The organism is Paraburkholderia sediminicola, from assembly GCF_902859805.1.
In the GTDB taxonomy this organism is placed as follows: domain Bacteria; phylum Pseudomonadota; class Gammaproteobacteria; order Burkholderiales; family Burkholderiaceae; genus Paraburkholderia; species Paraburkholderia sediminicola.
Genome location: NZ_CADIKC010000004.1, coordinates 484,504 through 499,998, shown reverse-complemented (window position 1 = coordinate 499,998; position 15,495 = coordinate 484,504). Strand labels below are relative to the sequence as shown.

Here is a 15,495-nt window from a genome sequence, read left to right as displayed (position 1 = left end):
TGGGCGCTGGAAATGAAGCGCTTGTCGTTATGCAAGAAAGAGCCGGTGCCGATAAGGGCACCGGTTTTTTTTATGTGCTGGCCGGTGAGCCACCAGGCCGCCAGGCCGATGATTGACGTCGCTTCACGCTGATCCTCGTGTCTCCCGCGAATGACGCGCAATGAACTCACGCGTAATGGTCTGCTCAAACGGTATCGCGCCGTAGTCGTCCGGCGGCGCGCCGTATGTTCCGCCGTAGACCGATTCGATGTCCTTCACGGAGACTTCATGAGCAATCTCGCAACGCAGGTTCTTCCTCATCATAGTGACCCTCATTCGGTGGGCGCGCCGCTGGCTTGCGTACAGGGTACGATCAGCAAGGTGTTCCTCAGCCCGGAATTTCACCACGCCGCCGATCACCAGCAATTCGTCATCAAGATCGACACGGTCGTGAAGTTCGACGGCGGCACGCAGAACCTGGTCGGCACCGAAGTATTCGTTGCCGTGCGCTACGGCGACAGCGAAGGGCTCGCGCAGGAAATCCCCGGTCTGCAGGTCGGGCAGCCAATCGAGGCGCAAGGCGAATACATCGCTCAAGCCAGCGCCTATCCCACCGCCGATAACAACAACCCTGTTCTGCCGGTGCTGCATTTCACGCATCATCCGGTCGGCTTCGTGCTGTACCAAGGTCATACCTACAGCTAGGTCATACCAGTCGCTGCGGCCGGGCGGGCACACGCCTGTCTGGCCGCACGCCTGCGCATTTCCCCATCTCAGCTCCGCGTTTCGCGTACCAGTAATTCAAGTTTTCACAGTGTTCTGCCGATAAGCAAACGTAATCGTCCGGCCGTCGGGCGGCGCGGCCCTCTGCAGTCTTCGCGATCATGCGCGTAGAGACGCGAGGCCGGCACCGCGCGTGAAGCACAGACGAAGCTGTTGTGCAGGCTAATGCCGCCAGCGCGGCGGCAACTGAACCAGGCAGGGACCACCACGGCGCAGCGAAGGCTCCGGGACCCTCAGAGCGGACTGGTTGCGCATGCAACCGTGTCTGCAACACCGTACGTAAGGTTTGTATCTGTTTGTGTGGACCGGGACGTTTTTTGCAAAACGCACTTTACAATTCCGCGTGAATTTTAATCGGCAATCTGGCCCTTTTCGCGGAAGATCGGCTGTTTTCAGGCATCCGGGGGTCTGGCATCTGGGCATCCAGTAGGGCGAAAGGGATTGGGTTGGACGGCAGGGCACGGGTGGGCGCCGCACGAGGCGGCCTCGCTGTGTCGCGGCAGAAAGCAGCGCTTCGTCAGAATGCGCGCATCGCACGCGACAGGGCAGCATCCGGCTCGCCAACAATAAGCAGGAGTCGAACATGTTGGGAAAGCGTTTCGACAGAACAATGATGGCCAGTCTGGCTGGCGTGTGGGTCGCGCTGGCGGTCAGCGGTTGTGCGAATGTGGGACAGCAGGACGCACAAACTGGCGCGGCAGCGGGCGCATCGGCTGCGTCCGGTGTGCCGGCTGCGGCTGCCGCGCCGGCTTCCGGTGCGCTCGCAGGTTCGTCGGTCCAGTTGGCCGCCGACGACGGCACGCCGCTTAAGAAGTCGCCGCCACTGGTGTATCGCGTCAAGCGTGGCGACACGTTGGCGCGCATCGCGCAGCATCATCATTGCAGTGTCAGACAGTTACAGGCGTGGAACGGGCTCAAGCCGTCCTCGCGATTGAAGCTTGGGCAGGTGCTGCACGTCGCTTCGCCGGAAACGGTGCGGGCCGCAAACGCGGCAGCCGCCGCTGCGAAGGCTGCCGCTGCGTCCGCGCCAGCGGTTCCGCCTGTCGCACAGCAGGCGCCGGCGGCAACCACGTCGCAGGCAACGGCGCAGTCCGCCACGCTATCGCCCGCGCCCAGCGCCGCCGAGGCACGTGAAGTCGCGCAGCAAACTTCGCGGCATGCGAACGGCGTGTCGCTGGCATGGCCTGCAGGTGGCCGCGTAGTCGAAGCATTCCAGCCGGGCGAAACGCGCGGCATCGAAATCGGCGGCAAGGTCGGTGATCCGGTGCGGGCCGCGGCCGACGGCAAGGTGATGTACGCCGGCACCGGTTTGAACGGCTACGGCAGTTTGATCATCGTTCAGCACAACAAGGACTTTTTGACCGCGTACTCGCACAACCGCAAGCTGCTGGTCAAAATCGGCGACATCGTGCGGCAAGGCCAGCAGATTGCCGAGATGGGCGACGAGAACAACTCGCGCGTGTCCGTCGGCTTCGAGTTGCGCCGCGACGGCAAGCCGGTCGATCCGATGCCCTATTTGCCGCAAGGCCGCGGCTAGGCGCGCCTAAGAATCAGCCGGCGATTTTTCGCCAATACCAAACAGGCAGCGATCCCGGTCATTAATTTGCCAGGGTCGCTGCTTCGTCACATCCTCGCATTCGAGTCCTCCGAGTCCTCCGCGCCTGCTCCCGGGCAGATCAGATCGTCTACCCGTAACGCGCCTTCGCTCAATCGAACCAGCGCAGCGCCGCTGCGACGATCGCTTCGGGCGCATCTTCCTGCACCAGATGACCGGCCTTGGGCACCGCCTGGAAGCGCGCCTCGGGTATGACCGCCGCCAGTTGCCGGCCGCGTTCAAGCGGAATCCATTGGTCGTCTTCGCCCCACAGGATTTGCGTCGGGCAACGCATCTGCGAATAACGTGTTTCGACCGCGTCGGTGTAGCGCTGATCCATCTGGGCGATCTGGCGGTAGAACGCGGCTTGTCCCGTTGCGCCGAGCCACGGTGTCACATAAGGCGCGAGTTCCTCGTCCGGAATGTCGCGAGCAATCGCGCCGCGCACGTAGGCCTTCACAACCGCTTCGTGGATATAGGGCGGCAGCCCGGCAAACGCTGCGCCATGTTCGCGCACGTGCTGCACAAAAGGCGAACCCCATGGTGCGACTGCCACCGGATCGATCAGCGTGAGGCTGCGATAGTCGCACCCGTCAATGAGATGCGCGCGCAGGGAAGTCGCGCCGCCGAAATCATGCGCGACGATGTCCGGATTCGTGAGGTCCCAATGCGCGAGCAATTCCGCCAGCAGCACGTTCTGCACGCCGAGCGAGACGTCCTGAGCGTCGCGTTGCTCGGATTGGCCGTAGCCAAGCAGATCGTAGTAATACACGGTGCGTACTTGCGCGAGATGCGGGGCGATGCGATGCCACACATACGAAGAAAACGGCGTGCCATGAACCAGCACCAGCGGTGGGCCGTCGCCGGTCACGCGAAAACGCACGGTTTGATCACGGAACGTATAGCTTTCAGGAAGCGGCCAGTTTTGCATGATGATGAACGTCGCGAGAAAGTCTGCTTACCTTAGCAGGGTGCTCCGAAGCGCGCTGACCGGCTTTTCGTAACACGCCCGGAAAGCCTCCCGCAAAAGCTCACCTTTGTTTTATTCAGCAAAGCCAGGCAAATTCAAAAGATCGTGCCGAACGGCGTTGCCGGATTGAAGGGTGATTGACGTGGATATCGCGCACTGTTACGAAACGAGCATAAATCACCTTGAAACAAGGTATTTTTGTGTCGGCTGGATTCGGGGAGCCTGGTAATCATCGAGGGCGCGTCGAATCAGTATCCAACGAAACGACGCGTGATCGACCAGAATGTGCGCATGGCAATGGTGAGCGAATTCGGGAGCCGAAGGCGCAATCAATACCGGATGCCGCGCTGCCACGCTTCACTACAGCGACAGCCTCCGGCTAACGCCAGCGAAGCCCAACGAGCCCCAGGCGTAGTAACGCGCCGCCGGTTACTTCGCTTCAGCGCCGCGCAGCAATTGCGAAACCTGGCCGTGGTGATGCAGGATCGCCGGGTCGACTTGCAGGAGCGGCAAGTAGCGCGGCAGGAATGCGTTGTTGGGCTGGTCGGGAGAAAAGAGGCCGGAGACGGCTTCGGCTGCGGCGAGCCGATCGGCGGCGTCCGCTTCCTTGTCGTCGAGAATTTCGTCGACGTTGGCGATTACCGTGGAGAGCGGCGTGAGCCAGCGGAACGCCGAGCCGTTAATGAGCACCTGCAGGAAGGCCGCCGGAGTCACAGGGCCGAATTCCTTTTCATACGCCGCGCGCTCGTGATCGAGAATCGACTTGTGCAGCGCCAATAGCGGTTTGCGAATCTCCGAGAGGAATTGAATGCATTGCTGGTCGTTCATCGTGCCGCTCCTTCGGATAGTCATGCCGGGCAAAGCCGGGCGATCGGGTCAAGCCAGATCCATGCTAACAAAATCGCTCGCAGATCCATCAATAAGATTGATGCGCTCACGCGAAGCGCATCAGATCAAACCAATGCCGCAATGGTAACGCATTGATTTGAATCTCGTTTCACTTCCAGCAAGCATCGCCGCGAAGTCCTTTTCGCCGTGTGGATGCGCACGCGATCATTTCACGCTGTCGGCGAACTTCTTTATCCACGGCTACAATTTCCAGGTCCCTTCCAGTGCACGCGCGCTGCGCATCATTTACTGTACTCATTGCCCTGCAATTGAACTGTAGCCGCATGACGTATTAGCACGGCGTGTCGAATAAACACGGCAAGTCTTTGCGTTTTGGTTCGACGTCTCTGTCTAAACAGTCTGATAAACAATAAACCCCACCCGGAGCCGCCCATGACAACGTTCAACATCAACGGCCAGACGCATACCGTCGACGCACCCCCCGACATGCCCCTCCTGTGGGTTTTGCGCGACCTCGTCGGTTTGACCGGCACCAAGTTCGGTTGTGGTATCGCTCAATGCGGCGCGTGCACCGTGCATCTCGACGGCGTCGCGGTGCGTTCGTGCGTGCTGCCGGCGGCGGCTGTCGGCGATAAGAAAATCACCACCATCGAAGCAGTCGGCAGCACGCCGGCCGGGCAGAAGGTGCAGCAGGCGTGGCGTCAGCTGGACGTCGTGCAGTGCGGCTACTGTCAGTCCGGGCAGGTGATGTCGGCGGCTTCGCTGATCGCGAGCAACCCCAATCCAACCGATGCGGATATCGACGCCGCCATGGCCGGCAACATCTGCCGCTGTGGGACGTACAACCGCATCCGCGCGGCGATCAAGCAAGCCGCGAAGGGAGCCTGACATGTCCCAGGGATTGCTCGATTCACAAAACGGCGCGCAGCCGTTGAACGTGCGCAAGGGCGGCATCTCGCGTCGCACCTTCCTCAAATTTGGCGTCACGGTGGGCGCTGCAACCGGCGGCGGCTTGCTGCTCGGCTTCAGCATGCCGGCCGCGAGTCAGGACCAGAAAACCGGCAAATCGGTGATTGGCGGTGACGCCGACGAAGCGCCGCAAAACGGCGTGTTCGCGCCGAACGCGTTCATCCAGATCGACACCGCGGGCAAGGTCACGCTGGTGATTCCGAAGGTCGAAATGGGACAAGGCGTCTACACGTCGATTCCGATGCTGATCGCCGAAGAGCTTGAAGTGCCGCTCGATTCCGTCACGCTCGACCATGCACCGCCGAACGAAAAGCTTTTCATGGATCCACTGCTCGGCGGCCAGCTCACTGGCGGCTCGACGTCGATCCGCTATGCATGGGAGCCGATGCGCCGGGCTGGCGCGACGGCGCGCACCGTATTGATCAGCGCTGCCGCGCAGCAATGGCAGGTCGATCCGGCCAGCTGTCATGCAGAAGCCGGTCAGGTGATTCATGCAGCGAGCAGTCGCAGCATTGGCTACGGTCAGCTGGTGACGGCCGCAGCCAAACTGCCCGCACCGCAGAACGTCAAGTTGAAAGATCCGAAAGACTTCAAGGTGATCGGCACGGCGGTGAAGCGTCTCGATTCGCCGGAGAAGGTCGACGGCACGGCGATGTTCGGACTGGACGTGCGCGTGCCCGACATGGTCTACGCGGCCATCGCGAACTGCCCGGTGTTCGGCGGCACGCTTGCAAGCGTCGACGATACCAACGCGAAGAAAATTCCCGGCGTGCGCCAGGTTGTCAAAGTCGATAACGCGGTCGCCGTGATCGGCGATCACACGTGGGCCGCCAAACGCGGTTTGCAGGCGCTGGATATCAAATGGAACGAAGGCGCGGGCGCGCAGGTCGGCATGAAGCAGATCGTCGACGATCTGGCCAATGCGTCGCAGCGCAACGGCGCGGTGGCGCGTAAAGACGGCGACGTGAACAACGCGTTTTCAAACGCGAAGACACGCGTCGATGCCGTGTATCAGCAGCCGTTCCTCGCGCACGCCACGATGGAGCCGATCAACTGTACGGTGCACGTGCGGCCCGACGGCTGCGACGTCTGGCTCGGCTCGCAGGTGCCGACGCGGGTGGTGGACGCCGCGGTTGCCGTCACCGGCTTGCCTGCCGACAAGATCGTCGTGCACAACCATCTGCTCGGCGGCGGCTTCGGCCGGCGGCTCGAGTTCGACATGGTCACGCAGGCGGTCAAGATCGGCAAGCAGGTGTCGACGCCGGTGAAGGTGCTGTGGACGCGTGAGGAAGACATCCAGCACGACATGTACCGGCCGTACTACTACGACAAGATCTCCGCGGGCCTCGACGCGAACGGCAAGCCGATCGCGTGGCAGCACCGGATTGTCGGTTCCTCGATCATGGCGCGCTTCGCACCGCCCGCATTCAAAAATGGGCTCGATCCGGACGCAGTGGAAGTCGCCTCTGATCTGCCGTACGACCTGCCGAATCAACTGATCGACTATGTGCGTCAGGAACCGCATGCAGTGCCGACTGCGTTCTGGCGCGGCGTGGGGCCGACGCGCGGCACCTTCGTGGTCGAGAGTTTCATCGACGAACTCGCCGCGCAGGCGAAAGTCGATCCGGTCAAATACCGGCAGGATCTGCTGGGCAAAACGCCGCGAGCGCTGAACGTGCTCAATACTGCAACGCAGGCGGCGAACTGGGGCAGCGCGGTGCCGAAGGGGCAAGGGCGCGGCGTGTCGGTGATGCATGCGTTCGGCAGCTTCTTTTCGATCGTGGTCGACGTTGCGGTCGATCAGGGCGAGGTGGCCGTGAAACGCATCGTGTGTGCGGTCGATTGCGGGATGGTGGTGAATCCGAACACGATCGAAGCGCAGGTACAGGGCGGCATCATCTTCGGCATCACGGCGGCGCTCTACAGCGAAATCACGATCAAGGACGGTCGAGTCGAGCAGAACAACTTCACCGACTACCGGATGCTGCGCATCGATCAAACACCACCGATCGAGGTGCATATCGTGAAGAGCAGCGAGGCGCCTGGCGGCATCGGCGAACCGGGCACGGCGGCGCTCGCGCCGGCTCTGACGAACGCGATTTTTGCGGCCACCGGCAAGCGGCTGCGGCAATTGCCGGTCGGTAGCCAACTACAAACCGCCTGACTGGAGCCCGACATGAAAAACACACTCAAGGGTTTCAGCGCGGCGTTATGCGTGGCATTGCCATTCCTGACGCAAGCCCCGGCGCAGGCAGCCGATCAGGCGCTGGTGCAGCGCGGCGCCTATCTGGCGAAGGTCGGCGATTGTGTCGCTTGCCATACGGCGCCGAAAGGTAAACCGTTCGCAGGCGGCCTGCCGATGACCACGCCGATGGGCCAGATCTACACCACCAACATCACGCCGGATCAGCAAACCGGCATCGGCAGTTACACGGAAGAGGACTTTGCGAAAGCGATGCGCGAAGGCGTCGCGAAAGACGGGCACAACCTGTATCCGGCGATGCCGTATCCGTCGTATGCAAAGGTCAACGACGACGACATGAAAGCGCTGTACGCGTATTTCATGAGCGGCGTGGCGCCCGTGCTGCAGGCGAACCGCGAGCCGGACATCAAATGGCCGTTGAACATGCGCTGGCCGTTGAAATTCTGGAACATGGTGTTCCTGGAGAAGGGCGCCTATCAGGACAAGCCGGGCAAGGATGTCGCGTGGAATCGTGGCGCGTATCTGATCCAGGGGCTGGGGCACTGCGGCTCGTGCCATACGCCGCGCGGCATCGCGTTCCAGGAGAAGGCGCTGGATGAAAGCGGCAGTGCGTTCCTGACGGGCGGCCTGCTCGATGGCTGGTTCGCCGCGAACCTGACGGGCGAGCATAACGTCGGTCTCGGTCGCTGGAACGATCAGGATCTGCAGGCGTTCCTGAAAACGGGCGCCAATCGCCACGCGTCGGCATTCGGGTCGATGACCAGCGTGATCAACAACAGCACGCAGGGCATGAACGATACCGACATCGCCGCGATGTCCACGTACCTGAAATCGCTACCGCCGGCGGGCGGCAGCGGTACGCCGCCTTATACGTACGATCCACAAGCGACGAAGGTATCGCTGAACCGTCCCGCGAACGATGCCGGTGCTCGCGTTTATACGGCGTATTGCATGCACTGCCATGGTGTCGATGGACGCGGGTTTGCGCCGATGCTGGCGCCACTGGCCGGCAATCCGAACGTGCTGGAGAAGGATCCGTCTTCGCTGATCAACGTCACGTTGAACGGCACGGAGGACCTGGTGATCGGCGGCATTCCCGCGCCGTATCCGATGCCGAAATACGCGCCGGTGCTCAACGATCAGCAGATCGCCGATGTGCTGACCTTCGTGCGGGCCGGGTGGAATAACGGTGGGTTGCCTGTCACGGCGGGCGACGTGGCGAAGTTGCGGAAGTCGACCCAGGCGGCTAGATAAAAACGCCGGTCTGATAACGAAAAAACGGCAACCGTGCGAAACGGTTGCCGTTTTTTTACAGGCCCGTAAGACGGCGTTATCGGTGCTGCCCCACCTTCTGCCGCTTCTCCAGTACCCGCGCATACCACGTCAACGGAAAACACATCGCGAAGTAAATCATCGCAACCATGCCGTAGATCGGGAACGGACGGAATGCGGCGTTGGTGATCATCGTGCCGGTCTTGGTCAATTCCGTGAAGCCGATGATCGACGCGAGCGCCGTGCTCTTCACCACCTGCACAAGGAAACCGACCGTCGGCGCCACGGCGATCTTCAGCGCCTGCGGCCAGATGATGTAGCGCAGTTGCTGGCTGAACGTCATGCCCAGACTTGCGCCCGCAGCCCACTGACCACGCGGCACGGCTTCGACGCAACCGCGCCAGATATCGACCAGATACGCGCTGGTATAAAGCGTCAGCGTGACAGTTGCCGCAACCCAGGGCGACACATCGACACCCAGCAAGGGCAGGCCGAAGAACGCCAGAAACAGCTGCATCAGCAAGGGCGTGCCCTGAAACACTTCCACATACACCACCACGATCCGCCGCAACCACGGCAACGGCGACACGCGCATGGCGAGCAGGATCAGCCCGACAATGCCGCCGCCGACAAACGCGATCAACGACAACAGCACCGTCCAGCGGGCGGCGAGCAACAGATTGCGGGCGATGTCCCACAGCGTGAATTCGACCATGATCAGCGCTCCGTCGGCAAAGTGCGGGCGGCGGCGCGCCACATCAGGCGGTCGCGCCAGTTACGCGGCGCGCTGTCGCTGCTGCCGCCGCGAGCCGCGCGGCCCGCGAACAGTCCGCGGCCGAGCCGGTTCATGAGTTGCCGCAACACGATCGACAACACCAGATACGTCGCGGTGATGATCACGTAGCTCTCGAACGAGCGGAAGTTACGCGACTGGATGAAGTTGGCCGCATAGGTCAGATCGGGCACCGAGATCTGCGAGACCACTGCCGAACCGAGCATCACGATCAGCACCTGGCTCAGCAGCGCGGGAAACACGTTGGCGACCGCCTGCGGCAGCACGACGTAGCGAAACACCTGCCGCCCATGCAGGCCAAGCGCTTGCGCCGCCTGCACCTGGCCGCGCGGAATCGAGTCGATGCCGGCGCGCACGATTTCGATCGCGTACGCGCCGAGATTGACGGTCATCGCCAGAATCGCGGCCTGCACTTCGTCGATATGAATACCGAGGCTCGGCAAGCCAAAAAAGATGAAGAACAACTGCACGATGAAGGGCGTATTGCGGATTAACTCGACATAAGTCGCAACCACCCAGCGCGCCCACTTCGGTCCGGCCACCGCAATGCTCGCGCCGCCAATTCCGACGAGACCGCCGAGCAGGGTGGACACGGCGGTCAGCCCCAGCGTGACGGCGACGCCGCGCGCGAGCAGCCCCGCATAGAGGCCGAAGCCGCTGAAATCGAACGCATAAGTCATAGCGTGGCGCTCATCGTGAGGTCAAACTCCGGCGCGGGCCGGCCAGGCCGGTCCGCGCAATAAAGGTTCAGAGGTCGGCCGGCAGCGGCGCACGCAGCCATTTCTGCGAAATCGCGTTCATGGTGCCGTCCTTGCGGGCCTTGGCAATCGTTTCGTCGACTTTCTGCTTCAGACGCGGCTCGTTCTTGTTCAAACCGACGTGATCCGGCGAGCTGAACAGCGAGAACTTCTGCTCCGGATCGTTTGCCGGATGACGCGCCAGAATGGTTGCGCCGACGTCGTTGCCGACTACCATCAACTGTACCTGACCAGAAAGAAACGCCGAAATTGCGCCGTTAGGATCGTCGAATCTTTTTATGGTCGCGCTAGGCGGCGCGATTTTGGTCACGCTCAGGTCTTCCAGCGTGCCGCGCGCAACCGAAATCGACTTGCCGGCGAGGTCGGCGGCGTTCTTCACGGGCAGCGTCTTCGGGCCGAAGACGGCGAGGTAGTAGGGCGCGTAAGGCTGCGAGAAGTCGATTACCTTTTCGCGTTCCGGCGTCTGGCCGACTGAAAGCAGCATGTCAGCCTTGTGGTCGGCGAGGTAGGCCATGCGGTTGTCGCCGGTCACCTGCACGAGTTCGACCTTTGCATTGAGCGCCTTGCCGATCAGGTTGGCGACGTCGATGTCGTAGCCCATCGGCTTCATGTCCGGGCCGATCGAGCCGAACGGCGGGTAGTCCTCGAATACGCCGATGCGTACCGTGCCGGACTTGGCGATGTTGTCGAGCGCGTCCGCATGCGCGGCCGACGAAAAGGCGCACAGTGCGCCAAGGCCGGTGAAGGCGAGCGTCGCTGCGAGGGTGGCGAAGACACGGCGCGCGTTCGATTGAGCAACTTGGGGCTGATTCATGGTCTTTCCTCTGTCGAAAACTCGGTATTGGAATGGGTTTCTGTGAACGCTTCAGCGACGCGTTTCGATGCCTTGCGTCAGCGACACGTTTCAGTGCGCCGCACGGGCGGCGATCAGTTTGCACGCGTGCGGTGGCAATTCCGCGAACACCGGCATGCCGAGCGTAAGGCCCGGCGTTTCGCGCGGCGTGGTCGCGGCAGTCAGCGTGAATCCTGCGCAATCGATCGTGGCTTCCAGCGACGCCCCCACGTCACGGATAAAAGTCACCGTGCCGGCGAGCCGGTTCTGCCCGGCATCGCCGGACGCTGTTTTGACGCAGACATCTTCCGGCCGGATCAGCAGACGGATATCGCTGCTGGACTCCGGCATCCGCGTCGGTTGCGCAACCGCAATGCGCGTTCCGCCCGGCAGACTGACGCTGCCCGCGCCGTCGTAGCTGACCGGCAGGATGTTGCCGAGGCCGATAAAGTCAGCGACGAATTCGCTGACCGGATCGCGATAAATATCGAGCGGCTTGCCGACTTGGGCGATGCGGCCTTTTTCCATTACGACGATTTCGTCGGCCATCGTCATCGCTTCGCGCTGGTCGTGCGTGACCATGATCGTCGTGATGCCGAGACGCTGTTGCAGCAGGCGGATTTCGACCTGCATCGCTTCGCGCAGCTTGGCGTCGAGCGCGGAGAGCGGTTCGTCGAGCAGCAGCAGTTTCGGTTGCGAGGCGATCGCGCGGGCAATCGCCACGCGTTGCCGCTGGCCGCCGGAGAGTTGGGTGACCGGGCGGTTCGCCATGTGCGGCAACTGGATCAGCTCCAGCAGTTCGGCGACGCGGCGCGCTTGCGCGTCTTTCGCGGTCTTGCGCAGCTTGAGCGGATACGCGACGTTCTGCGCCACCGTCATATGCGGAAACAGCGCAAGCGACTGAAACACCATGCCGAAGTCGCGCTGGTTCGCAGGCAGATGCGTGATGTCGCGGCCGGCAAAATTGATGCTGCCCGAGCTCGGTGTTTCCAGCCCGGCGATCATCCGCAAGAGAGTGGTCTTGCCGCAGCCGGACGGCCCGAGAAAGCACACCAGCTTGCCGTCGGGCACGCTCAGATCGACGCTGTCGACGGCATAGGCCGCGTTGAAGCGTTTGGTCACGGCCTGCAAGGTCAGATGGGTCATCGAATGCTCCAGCAAGAAGGCGTCATCGCAGCGCGAATCGAACGGGTGGTCAAAGCGCCACCCCTTCGTCGCCGATCAGCTTTTCGAGCAGCCAGATCAGCGCAAAGTCGATCGCGACGATGAATACGGCGAAACAGAACACGGTCGGATCGAGCGACGACACCGTGCGGCTGTAGAGCCACACCGGCAGCGTCATCGTGTCGATGCCGTACAGGAAGAAGGTCACCGTGAATTCGTTGAACGAGACGATGAACGCGAACAGCATGCCGGCGAGAATGCCGGGGCGCATCAGCGGCAGGATCACGTCGATCAGCGCGCGGCCTGGGCTCGCGCCCATCACGCAGGCGGCTTCCTCGAACTCCGGGCCGATCGAGGCCACCGATGCCGCGCAATTTTTCACGGTGAACGGCAGCGCCAGAATCACGTGCGCGATGATCAGGCGGAACACGCCGAGTTCGACCGGCAGCACGTTGAACACCAGCAGCAGCGACAGGCCGAGCATCACCAGCGGATAGACGAGCGGCAAGGCCACCAGTTGTTCGACGGCGGGTTTGCCGCGAAAACGGTAGCGGCTCAACGCATAAGCGGCGGGCACCGAGACGAGCGTGGCGATGACCATCGTCGAGAGCGCGACGATCAGGCTCGTGCTGAGCGCGGCGCCCATCGAGAGCGAGTCGCTTGCGTCCGGCGAGACGAAGCTGTGCCACGCCGCGCGGTACCAGTGCAGGCCGTAGGCGTGCGGCGGGAATTCGAGCGTGTCGCCCGCGCTGAACGACATGGTGATCATCGTCAGGATCGGCAGTGCGGCGAGGAACAGCACGATGGCGGCGAGCAGCGCGGTGGCTTTGCCGAGCTGGCCGGGCATGGTGGTCGGCAAACGCGGCAGGCGCGGGGGACGCGGTGAACCCGGCCGACGCGTCAGGGGAGTCTGGATCGGCGTGCTCATGCGTGAGGCTCCTCGGCGAGACGTTGCGTGCGGCGCACGAGGCGCTGCGACAGTGCCATCACGGTAAGCGTCGCGACCATCAAGACGACGCCCGATGCGGAAGCGGCCGGCCAGTTCAGCAGGGGCGCCACCTGGTCGTGGACCAGCACGGCGAGCATCGGCACACGGCGTCCACCGAGCAGCAGCGGCACGGCGAAGGCGCTGGCGTTGTACGCGAACACGAGCAGCGCGCCGGACACGAGACCCGGCATGGCGAGCGGCAGCAACACATGACGCAGCGTTTGCCAGCGCGTTGCGCCGAGCGTGGCCGCGGCTTCTTCATACGAGCTCGACACCGCGCGCATCGCGCTCGACAACGGCAGCACAGCCAGAGGAAACGCCGTCTGGATCAAACCGAGCAACACGCCATGTTCGCGATACAGCCACATCACCGGACGGTCGACGAGGCCGCTGCCAAGAAGCGCGTGATTGAGCAAACCGGCCGGCCCGAGAATGATCAGCCAGCCATAACCTTGCAGCAGCAGATTGACGAGCAAGGGCAGCAGCACGCCCGCGAGCAACAGCCGCCGCGCAAGCCGCGACTTGGTGCGCGCCATCGCCAATGCGACGGGAATGGCCAGCAGCACGGCGCAAACCATGCTTTGAAAGGCGAGCCTCAACGTGAGCCACAGCGACTTCAGGAAATAACCGTCGAGGAGATCGGCATAGTTCTGCAGCGTGAAGCCGCGCCATTCATTGCCTTGCGTACCGAAGCTCATGCGCAGCACGACGAGCGCTGCCGCGCCGAGAATGGCCAGAAACAGCAGAATGGGCGCGAGCAGAATCCAGGGGCGCGCTTTCGCGAGCGCCGAGGATGCCTGCTCCTCCGGCGCGCGGGAAGCGGCGCCGGGCGAGCCGGAAGCCGCGCCCGACGCATCAGCCGACGCGGCGTCCGACACCGATGAGGCACGCCGCGAAAAACGCGCGAGCATCGCGGTCATGCCGAGAAAATTTCGGTGTAGCGCTTGATCCACGCAGGCTGCACGACGGCGAGCGCCTTGTCGTCATGCAGGATCGCTTTCTCGGCGATCTGCTGCGGGCTCGGTACGAATGCGCGGCTCTCGGCGGGAATCACCGCCTTCGAATTGACCGGTCCGTTCAGCACGTCGGCAGCCATGCGGCCCTGCACGCCGGCATCGAGCGAATGGTTGATGAAGGCGTGAATCAGATCGCTGTCGGCGGGATGCGACTTCGGGATCACCGTGAACATCAGTTGCGTGGCGAAGCCTTCTTTCATGCCGTAGGTCACGCCCATCTTGTACTCGGGCTTGCGGATCTGGTCCGGGAAAAAGGCCGGCGAATAGATGCCGCCGATATCGAGTGAGCCGGTGCGGAACAGATCGGCCACCTGGTTCGGGTTCTCGCCGAGCGTCATCACGTGGTCTTTCAACTGCATCAGCTTCTTGAAGCCCGGCTCGATGTTCTGCTGCGAGCCGCCGTTCATTTTCGCGGCAATGATCGCGAGGTCCACCGCTTCGGCCCACTCGGGCGGCGGCAGGAACAGGCGTCCGGCGTACTTCGGGTCCCACAGTGCTTCGTACGAAGACGGCGCCGTCTTGACCGTCGACGTGTTGTAAATCAAGCCGTCGGACCACAGCAGATAACCCACGCCGAAGCCGTTCGCGCCCGTGCGGTATTGCGGCGCGACCTCCTTCAGGTTCGGCAGCTTGTCGAGATCGGGCTTCATCAGGAGACCCGCGTCGCCGAGCCCCGCCGCGCCGACGCCGGCCAGCGTGATGACGTCATAAGTCGGGCGGTCGCCCGCGGCCTTGACCTTGGCGACCATGCCGGAGGTGCCGTCGGCGCGGTCCGCGATCACCTTGGCGCCGGTCTTCGCCGTGAAGGTGGCGGCGATGTTGCGCAAGGCGGCGGCGCCGGTGTCGTCCGACCAGGTCAGCAAGCGCAGTGTCTTGCCGGAGAAGTTGTGCTCCTGTGCCCGCAGATTGACGAACGGCATCGGCAAACTGGACGCCGCGAGTGCTGCGCCGATTGCCTTGATGGCCTGCCTTCTACCCCGTTTGATCTCTTGCATGGCGGTCTCCTGTGTTGAACGCCTGTTGCCTGGTGATATTCGCTCTGACCGCTGCCGCTGCATCGCCCATTTGCGCTGCCTGGTTTGCCCGACTGAATTACTCAACCCCACGTACCCAACCTCACGCGATACCGGATGCGTTGCGTGTTGATGCACTCTAGGTTTGCCAAAATCCCTCAACAAACGAAATATGCGCATGGAGCGCATGACTGAATCTCATGGGCCGGCGCTTGTGGGACGCTAGCGGCGGCTTGGCTGTGGTGCGTGGGAACGCCAATCCAGTGGCGTATCGGGGTTAACGTCCATGATTTTTTCGCGCGTGCGGCCCGC

The 15,495-nt window shown here is 62.7% G+C and carries 15 protein-coding genes; 5 read left to right on the top strand and 10 right to left on the bottom strand.

What is annotated here, in order from left to right:
- Positions 1-123: 123 nt before the first annotated feature.
- Positions 124-258 carry a hypothetical protein gene (locus R8871_RS38720; protein ID WP_281370239.1) on the bottom strand — a complete coding sequence of 45 codons (135 nt, stop codon included), beginning with the start codon at positions 256-258 and terminating at the stop codon, positions 124-126.
- A 9-nt stretch (positions 259-267) separates the two neighbouring features.
- Between R8871_RS38720 and R8871_RS18275 the strand changes: the two genes are divergently transcribed.
- Together R8871_RS18275 and R8871_RS18270 are read left to right on the top strand one after the other, a co-directional pair.
- Entirely contained in the window at positions 268-684 is a 417-nt protein-coding gene (locus R8871_RS18275; RefSeq protein WP_175051694.1) for a hypothetical protein, read from the top strand.
- 661 nt (positions 685-1,345) lie between these two features.
- The gene (locus R8871_RS18270) at positions 1,346-2,299 is read left to right on the top strand and encodes a peptidoglycan DD-metalloendopeptidase family protein (protein WP_175051693.1); all 954 of its coding nucleotides are present in this window, start codon (positions 1,346-1,348) and stop codon (positions 2,297-2,299) included.
- Positions 2,300-2,468: 169 nt separating this feature from the next.
- Here the strand turns inward: R8871_RS18270 and R8871_RS18265 are convergent, their stop codons facing one another.
- Together R8871_RS18265 and R8871_RS18260 are read right to left on the bottom strand one after the other, a co-directional pair.
- Positions 2,469-3,287 carry an alpha/beta fold hydrolase gene (locus R8871_RS18265; protein WP_175051692.1) on the bottom strand — a complete coding sequence of 273 codons (819 nt, stop codon included), beginning with the start codon at positions 3,285-3,287 and terminating at the stop codon, positions 2,469-2,471.
- A 468-nt stretch (positions 3,288-3,755) separates the two neighbouring features.
- Complete coding sequence (locus R8871_RS18260) at positions 3,756-4,154, bottom strand: hypothetical protein (RefSeq protein WP_175051691.1); 399 nt, start codon at positions 4,152-4,154, stop codon at positions 3,756-3,758.
- A 453-nt stretch (positions 4,155-4,607) separates the two neighbouring features.
- On the opposite strand from R8871_RS18260, the gene R8871_RS18255 reads away from it, so the two are divergent.
- The 3 genes from R8871_RS18255 to R8871_RS18245 are packed head-to-tail and all read left to right on the top strand — an operon-like array spanning position 4,608 to position 8,601.
- Positions 4,608-5,063 carry a (2Fe-2S)-binding protein gene (locus R8871_RS18255; RefSeq protein WP_054036421.1) on the top strand — a complete coding sequence of 152 codons (456 nt, stop codon included), beginning with the start codon at positions 4,608-4,610 and terminating at the stop codon, positions 5,061-5,063.
- Between the two features lies 1 nt (position 5,064).
- A complete protein-coding gene (locus tag R8871_RS18250) occupies positions 5,065-7,308 on the top strand; it encodes a xanthine dehydrogenase family protein molybdopterin-binding subunit (RefSeq protein WP_175051690.1) in 2,244 nt (747 codons plus the stop codon).
- 12 nt (positions 7,309-7,320) lie between these two features.
- On the top strand, positions 7,321-8,601 hold the full coding sequence (locus tag R8871_RS18245) for a c-type cytochrome (RefSeq protein WP_175051689.1): 1,281 nt from the start codon (positions 7,321-7,323) through the stop codon (positions 8,599-8,601).
- 76 nt (positions 8,602-8,677) lie between these two features.
- Here R8871_RS18245 and R8871_RS18240 read toward each other — a convergent pair whose 3' ends face one another.
- From R8871_RS18240 to R8871_RS18210, 7 genes are all read right to left on the bottom strand, one after another.
- Complete coding sequence (locus tag R8871_RS18240; RefSeq protein ID WP_093638600.1) at positions 8,678-9,334, bottom strand: amino acid ABC transporter permease; 657 nt, start codon at positions 9,332-9,334, stop codon at positions 8,678-8,680.
- Positions 9,335-9,336: 2 nt separating this feature from the next.
- Positions 9,337-10,092, bottom strand: coding sequence for an amino acid ABC transporter permease (locus R8871_RS18235; protein WP_175051688.1), 756 nt, complete (start codon positions 10,090-10,092; stop codon positions 9,337-9,339).
- A gap of 67 nt (positions 10,093-10,159) precedes the next feature.
- On the bottom strand, positions 10,160-10,984 hold the full coding sequence (locus R8871_RS18230) for a transporter substrate-binding domain-containing protein (RefSeq protein ID WP_175051687.1): 825 nt from the start codon (positions 10,982-10,984) through the stop codon (positions 10,160-10,162).
- Between the two features lie 90 nt (positions 10,985-11,074).
- The gene (locus R8871_RS18225; RefSeq protein ID WP_175051686.1) at positions 11,075-12,148 is read right to left on the bottom strand and encodes an ABC transporter ATP-binding protein; all 1,074 of its coding nucleotides are present in this window, start codon (positions 12,146-12,148) and stop codon (positions 11,075-11,077) included.
- A 49-nt stretch (positions 12,149-12,197) separates the two neighbouring features.
- Positions 12,198-13,094 carry an ABC transporter permease gene (locus R8871_RS18220; RefSeq protein ID WP_175051685.1) on the bottom strand — a complete coding sequence of 299 codons (897 nt, stop codon included), beginning with the start codon at positions 13,092-13,094 and terminating at the stop codon, positions 12,198-12,200.
- Positions 13,091-14,074, bottom strand: a complete 984-nt coding sequence (locus R8871_RS18215; protein WP_175051684.1) for an ABC transporter permease — start codon at positions 14,072-14,074, stop codon at positions 13,091-13,093. The genes R8871_RS18220 and R8871_RS18215 overlap by 4 nt, the downstream gene beginning before the upstream one ends.
- Positions 14,071-15,165, bottom strand: a complete 1,095-nt coding sequence (locus tag R8871_RS18210; protein WP_175051683.1) for an ABC transporter substrate-binding protein — start codon at positions 15,163-15,165, stop codon at positions 14,071-14,073. The genes R8871_RS18215 and R8871_RS18210 overlap by 4 nt, the downstream gene beginning before the upstream one ends.
- Positions 15,166-15,495: the final 330 nt, after the last annotated feature.

Coding starts and splice junctions, on each gene's coding strand:
- R8871_RS18255 (WP_054036421.1), top strand. CDS start 4,608: ATGACAACGTTCAACATCAACGGCCAGACGCATACCGTCGACGCACCC.
- R8871_RS18275 (WP_175051694.1), top strand. CDS start 268: ATGAGCAATCTCGCAACGCAGGTTCTTCCTCATCATAGTGACCCTCAT.
- R8871_RS18215 (WP_175051684.1), bottom strand. CDS start 14,074: ATGACCGCGATGCTCGCGCGTTTTTCGCGGCGTGCCTCATCGGTGTCG.
- R8871_RS18265 (WP_175051692.1), bottom strand. CDS start 3,287: ATGCAAAACTGGCCGCTTCCTGAAAGCTATACGTTCCGTGATCAAACC.
- R8871_RS18235 (WP_175051688.1), bottom strand. CDS start 10,092: ATGACTTATGCGTTCGATTTCAGCGGCTTCGGCCTCTATGCGGGGCTG.
- R8871_RS18270 (WP_175051693.1), top strand. CDS start 1,346: ATGTTGGGAAAGCGTTTCGACAGAACAATGATGGCCAGTCTGGCTGGC.
- R8871_RS18210 (WP_175051683.1), bottom strand. CDS start 15,165: ATGCAAGAGATCAAACGGGGTAGAAGGCAGGCCATCAAGGCAATCGGC.
- R8871_RS18230 (WP_175051687.1), bottom strand. CDS start 10,984: ATGAATCAGCCCCAAGTTGCTCAATCGAACGCGCGCCGTGTCTTCGCC.
- R8871_RS18245 (WP_175051689.1), top strand. CDS start 7,321: ATGAAAAACACACTCAAGGGTTTCAGCGCGGCGTTATGCGTGGCATTG.
- R8871_RS18225 (WP_175051686.1), bottom strand. CDS start 12,148: ATGACCCATCTGACCTTGCAGGCCGTGACCAAACGCTTCAACGCGGCC.
- R8871_RS18250 (WP_175051690.1), top strand. CDS start 5,065: ATGTCCCAGGGATTGCTCGATTCACAAAACGGCGCGCAGCCGTTGAAC.
- R8871_RS18220 (WP_175051685.1), bottom strand. CDS start 13,094: ATGAGCACGCCGATCCAGACTCCCCTGACGCGTCGGCCGGGTTCACCG.
- R8871_RS18260 (WP_175051691.1), bottom strand. CDS start 4,154: ATGAACGACCAGCAATGCATTCAATTCCTCTCGGAGATTCGCAAACCG.
- R8871_RS18240 (WP_093638600.1), bottom strand. CDS start 9,334: ATGGTCGAATTCACGCTGTGGGACATCGCCCGCAATCTGTTGCTCGCC.